Consider the following 3,863-nt stretch of genomic DNA (forward strand, 5'->3'; position numbering starts at 1 on the left):
GCCGGTCCCTGCCGTGCCGGGCCCCTCGCCCGTGCCGGAGCCGGCCTCCCGGCGGGCGTGGATTCCCCGGCCGTCGTCGGTGACGCGCACGCCGCCGGCGGTGAATTCGACGGTGACGCGGCGGGCCTCGGAGTGCCGGGCGATGTTGGTGCCCGCCTCCCGCAGGGTCCACGCGACGAGCACCGCGTACTGCGCGGGAACGAGATCCGGGGTGCCGTCCACGCGCACGTCCATCCCGGCGGCGCGGAGGGATCCGGTGAGGTCGGCGAGCTCACGCGCGGGATCGGCGACGCGCATCCCGGACACGGTCTGCCGCATCTCCGCCAGCGCGGTGCGGGTGAGCGTCTCGATGTTCTCCAGTTCGGCGCGGGTGATATCCGGGTCGGAGTCGAGTCGGGCCCGGGCGAGCTGGGCGCGGATGGTCAGGGCGGTGAGGGTGTGGCCGAGCACGTCGTGGAGGTCCCGGGCCATCCGCTCGCGCTCCTCCACCACCCCGAGCGCGCGCCGGTAGTGGCCCTCGCGGTCGCTGATGCCCACGGAGATGCGGGTGCCGATCATCGACAGGACCACCGGGATCACCAGGAAGCACGGGATGAGCATGGCGACGTTGCTCTCGAGCAGCGCCGCGCCACACCCGAGGACGATCAGCGCCACCGCGGCGGGCACGCTGCGCCGCAGCGGCCAGGCGGCGGCGGTGAAGCAGGCGATGAACGGCAGGAAATTGGTCGGGCCGTTGATCCCCGCGGCCGGCAGGGTTCCGAACGCGCACACCACGAGTCCGGCCAGGTAGCCGAGGCCGAGCGGCGCAGGGGTCCCGGCCGGGTGGTCGAGCCAGTTCTCGTCCGCCGCGAGCGGCGCCTCACCGCGAGACGCGAGCGGCGACTCACCGCGGGCCGCGAGCGGCGACGGGTCCCGGGTGGGGCGCGCCGCCCTGCGCAGGTGTAGCGGGTAGTCGCGGGTGACGGCGGGCGAGGCGAAGCCGGCGAGGTAGACGCCGGAGAACACGGCGATGGAGGCCAGGCCCAGCACCGTGGTTGCGGTCGGCGCCCCAGAGTAGACGACGGCGAGGACCGGGTAGATCAGAAAGACCTGCCAGATCAGGGAGAACAGGACATTCGGGCTGGTGAGCGCGTCCCGGACACGGCGCCAGACCGCATTACTGTTCGTCCTCATCCGAGTCGACCTCCCGTGCCGACTCTAGTCCCGGCCGCGACGGCGTCGGACCAGGAAGGTCGCCGTTGTCCCCAGTATGAGGGCCCAGGCGGCCACGTTGAGCAGGGGAAGCCACAACGGGTCGGTGACGGCCTCGGTCACGACGCCGCCGGTGAGCGGGTAGCGGGCCAGCGCGTTGATCCCGTACAGAGGCGTGAAGCGTGCCAGTTCCAGCGCGGTCCCGGACAGCGGGATGAACAGGTTGCCGGCCAGGGCGAACAGGACCAGGCTCCCGCCGGCCACGCCCAGCGCGGATTCGGAGCGAAACGCCATCCCGGCGGTGAGCCCGTACCCGGCGAACACCGCCGACCCGATCCACGCCGCGGCCAGGGACAGCGCCCACGCGACCGGTGTGGCCTTGGCCCCCGTGAGCGCGCCGACCAGTCCCACGGAGAGGACGGGCACGGCCGCAATCGTCATGGCCACGGCGGACTTGGTGATCACGAACCCGGCGCTGCTCCACGGGGTCAGCCCGAGCTGGCGTCCCCAGCCCTGGAAGCGTTCGAGGGCGGCCCCGCCGCTGATCGAGGTGGTGGCGGTGACGGCGCCGTAGACGGCCATGGAGATCATGACGATCGAACCGACGTTGCCGTGGGCGACGGGCTCGTCCCGGTAGGACTGGGCGCTGCCGAACACCAGGTACATGATGAGCGGCAGCCCGGCGATGAAGAAGATGTTGGTGACGTCGCGCAGGCTGCGGCGCAGGTCGATGGCCCAGTAGGTGACGTTCATCGGACTGCCTCCTGGTGGGAATCGGCGGTGTTGGGGTCGGCAGTGTCGGGGTCGGCGGTGTCGGGATCGGCGGTGAGGGCGACGAAGGCGTCGTCCAGCGAGCGCGGGCTGATGGTGAGGTCGCGGGCGGCGGTCTCGCGCAGCAGTGCGCCCGCGGTGGCGTCGCTGTCGGTGCTGGTGAGGATGACCCGGGTGGGTGTGCGCTCCACCGCGGTGACCCCGGGTAGCTCGTGGGGTGCGGGTTCGTCGGGCCCGGGGGTCCAGACCGCGGTGACGCGGGTGCCCGTGGCCATCGCACGGATCGTCTCGACCGGTCCGTCGGCCACGATCCGGCCGCGGGCCATGAGCAGGATGCGGTCGGCGAACGCCTCGGCCTCCTCCAGATGATGGGTGGCGAACAGGACGGTCGACCCGGCCGTGGCCTCGGCGTGCATGGTGGACCAGAACTCGCGGCGCGTGCCCACGTCCATCGCGGCGGTCGGCTCGTCGAGGATGAGCAGGTCGGGGTCCGGCAGCAGCGCCAGGGCGAAGCGGAGTCGTTGCTGCTCGCCGCCCGAGCAGCGGGAGACCTTGCGGCGGGCGATCGTGGCGATCCCCGCCCGGTCGAGTACCTCGCCCACGGAGACCGGGTCCCGGTACAGGGCCGCGATGGCCCGGACGGTCTCCTCGACCGTGAGGTCGGAGAGCAGTCCGCCGGTCTGGAGGACGGCGGCGACCCGCCCGTCGGCGACGGCCTGCCTGGGGGCGGCGCCGAACGCGCGGGCCCGGCCGCCGGTCGGTTCGGTGAGGCCGAGTGCGATGTCGAGGGCGGTGGTCTTTCCGGCACCGTTGGGGCCGAGCAGCGCCACTACCTCGCCGGCCTCGATGCGCAGGTCGATGCCGCGGAGGGCGTGGACAGTCTCGGCGCGCGGCGGCGTGAACGTCTGCGTCAGGTCATGGAATTCGAGGGCGGGCGCGGGCGCGTCGGTGTCGATCACCGCGCCGACGCGGTCTGCTTCCCGGGGGCGGGTAGAGCGGTGGGTAACCATGCCTCCACCCTCGCTTACCTGCGATGACGTTCGGAAGGATCGCCTGTCACGACCTCACCGGTGACAACTGTCACGGGTCCGCCGCATGGGGCCCCTCACGAGCGGTCGGGACGAGGCGGGGCCGGTTCAGCGGAAGAGCGCGCCCGGGCCCCGACGCCGCGGGGGCCGCGCACGGTGGATCCGGGTGCGGATCTCGAGCGTCATGGCGTCGATGCGGGCGGCCTCCTCGAGCAGGTCCGCCACCGAGTCCGGCTGCTGCGCGGGTCCCGCCATTGTGGTCTCGTTGGCCTGCTCGAGGACGGCGCGGAACCGCGGGTCGGGGTCGACCTTGCTCTGTATCTCCGGGTAGACCACCTCGAGGGCGGTGCCGATCCCCTGCGTCTCCCGCAGGTCGTACCACGCGTCGACGGTCGCGCCGAGCGCCTCGAACGCCAGTGCATACGACCGGCGGGCGGAGCCGAGCGCCTGCTGGGCGGTCAGTTGCAGCGGGTCGGTGCCGCGCAGGAGCCGCCGGCGGCGTGCGAGATCCTCGAGCCCGGAGCGGATGAGCCATCCGGTGGAGCCGATCCACACGACCGCTCCGGCGATGAGCGCCACCACCACGATGGCGAAGATCAGCGGCACGACGTCACCTCCTTTCCGGTCCGAACGCCGGCCCACCCGGGCCGCAGACCCGGCATCCTGCTTCTCATCCCACCGCCGCCAGGACGAGCGAGATCGGCAACGACAACAGCACCACAGCCGAGACTGCACCGCCGATCACCTTGCCGATACCGGACCACCACAGGGTGGAGCACTCCGCGGCGAGGGCGTTGGCGGACAGCGGCGCCGCCTGCTGCCCGAGCGCGGTGGCGTCGGCGACGGCCACCGCCGGCCAGGTCCCGGGCACAC

5 protein-coding genes are annotated in these 3,863 nt (G+C 72.7%); all 5 read right to left on the reverse strand.

Translation table 11 applies throughout. From position 1 onward, the window contains the following. A partial coding sequence (locus G6024_RS10815; protein ID WP_159148683.1) for a sensor histidine kinase occupies nucleotides 1-1,173 on the reverse strand: 1,173 nt, incomplete at its 3' end. Nucleotides 1,174-1,197: 24 nt separating this feature from the next. Continuing rightward, complete coding sequence (locus G6024_RS10820) at nucleotides 1,198-1,944, reverse strand: ABC transporter permease (RefSeq protein ID WP_159148684.1); 747 nt, start codon at nucleotides 1,942-1,944, stop codon at nucleotides 1,198-1,200. Continuing rightward, the gene (locus G6024_RS10825) at nucleotides 1,941-2,921 is read right to left on the reverse strand and encodes an ABC transporter ATP-binding protein (protein ID WP_235027866.1); all 981 of its coding nucleotides are present in this window, start codon (nucleotides 2,919-2,921) and stop codon (nucleotides 1,941-1,943) included. Before G6024_RS10825 ends, G6024_RS10820 begins: the two co-directional genes overlap by 4 nt. Before the next feature lie 177 nt (nucleotides 2,922-3,098). Next, nucleotides 3,099-3,596 carry a hypothetical protein gene (locus G6024_RS10830; protein ID WP_096906962.1) on the reverse strand — a complete coding sequence of 166 codons (498 nt, stop codon included), beginning with the start codon at nucleotides 3,594-3,596 and terminating at the stop codon, nucleotides 3,099-3,101. A 64-nt stretch (nucleotides 3,597-3,660) separates the two neighbouring features. Continuing rightward, nucleotides 3,661-3,863: hypothetical protein (locus G6024_RS10835; protein WP_159148686.1), on the reverse strand; the 203-nt coding region annotated here is incomplete at its 5' end.

It is taken from the genome of Dietzia maris (genome assembly GCF_014144855.1).
Lineage (GTDB): Bacteria > Actinomycetota > Actinomycetes > Mycobacteriales > Mycobacteriaceae > Dietzia > Dietzia kunjamensis.

What these genes read in the sequence shown, in the direction of transcription:
- G6024_RS10820 (WP_159148684.1), bottom strand. Translation starts at nt 1,944, where the DNA reads ATGAACGTCACCTACTGGGCCATCGACCTGCGCCGCAGCCTGCGCGAC.